The sequence below is a fragment of the Candidatus Obscuribacterales bacterium genome (assembly GCA_036703605.1).
In the GTDB taxonomy this organism is placed as follows: Bacteria; Cyanobacteriota; Cyanobacteriia; order RECH01; family RECH01; genus RECH01.
Map to the genome: position 1 here is coordinate 1 of DATNRH010001111.1, position 1,518 is coordinate 1,518.

The window sequence follows — 1,518 nt, forward strand, 5'->3', positions numbered from 1 at the left end:
GGTACGTGACCGTTCGCATTCAAGCCGGGATCATCAAAGAGCGGTTCGGCTGGGCCGAAAACGGCGTCTGGTCCTTCATGGGGCAAATACATGCCCAGTTGGATACTGGCCCGGCGATACTGCATGGGTCCTAATAAACCAGTAGTTGACTGGATATACATATCCAAATCCGGGTGACCGTAAACTTCTACGTTCTCTGCTCCTCCTTCTTCCAAATAAACCCTGGCCCCACCGGTGTAATGGTGATGGGAATAGATAATGGCTTTGATGGGTTTGTCTGAGATTTCCCGGATCATCGCCAGGGTCTCTTTTCCCATTCCCATATTGCCACCAGCATCGAAGACGATGAGCCCCGTTTCCCCTTCAATGAAGGTGTAATTTGAAAGGCTGTAGCCAACGATGGTGTAAACACCCTCCCGAACCTTGATGGTTTTGGTCTCGGCCCAGCCACCACCCGTAATGAAATCTAGATAAGCCTGGTTAACGATCGCCCCATTGGGAGTCTGGGTTTTTTCATTATCGTAATCGCCACGATAAAATAATTTATGAGTAGACATGTTGTTTAGAAATACTCCTATCTTGGAATTGAAAATTTATTGTAGATGCTGCAACAGAAACGCGTCTAGCTCAGCATAGGCGTGCGCTGACTCGGGTGAGTTCATTACGGCTATGTAATCTCCGTGGGAAACGCCATCGTAGACCAGAATATCTGCTGGAACTCCCGCTTGACGGAGTTTGATATGGGTGCGAGCAGTGCTGCTCAAGAGCATATCGCGCGTCCCTGTTATCAACAAGGTGGGTGGAAAACCGTGGACATCACCATAGTAAGGTGAGACCAAGGGATCATTCGGATCGCGACCCGCCGCATACACAGCTACACAAGCTGCGAGCATGCCCTCGCGGGTGATCAAAATGTGATCAATACCCTCGTTGATAATCCAGGAGTCACCCGCGCTTGATACATCAGTCCCTGGTGTCCCCAGGTACAGCGCCCCAGGCACGTCCAGGCCCAGCTCAATCAAGCGCTGAACCACCGCCATGGTCATATTCCCGCCCCCTGAGGTGCCGCCCATCGCTATGGAATGCGCCGGTCTTTCTTGCAGCAGGCGTTGGTACACGGTGACGACATCGTCCCTCCCGATCGGGGTGGGATTTTTGGGCGGCATGCGGTAGTCAATATGCAATACCCGCATCTTGAGCCGGTGGGCGATGATGATGGATTCAGCTAAACCCGCTTCGCCGCCATTGAGCACGAAGGCGCCGCCATGCAGGTAAACGAACAAATGATCCGCGTGCCGGGGATCGATCTCGGCCGGGGCCAAATAATAAACATTGACCCCCTCGATTTCCCCTTGTTCAACGGAAATCGAAAGCTGTTCTCGGAGGGCTTGATTCGTCTCAGCTTTGCCCGCGTCCAACTTCGCGATGAGGGCGAGCCACTCTGCCTTGCTCTCAGGCTCGATTTGCATCGTTGCCGGTTCAGGCTGCGGGATGTCGGCGATCGCATTACGCAATTCA

Annotated in this window: 2 protein-coding genes; both read right to left on the minus strand. The window is 53.0% G+C overall.

The annotated features are described in order from the left end of the window. Window positions 1–557: MBL fold metallo-hydrolase (locus V6D20_23095; GenBank protein HEY9818666.1), on the minus strand; the 557-nt coding region annotated here is incomplete at its 3' end. Between the two features lie 36 nt (window positions 558–593). Next, window positions 594–1,518: alpha/beta hydrolase fold domain-containing protein (locus V6D20_23100; protein HEY9818667.1), on the minus strand; the 925-nt coding region annotated here is incomplete at its 5' end.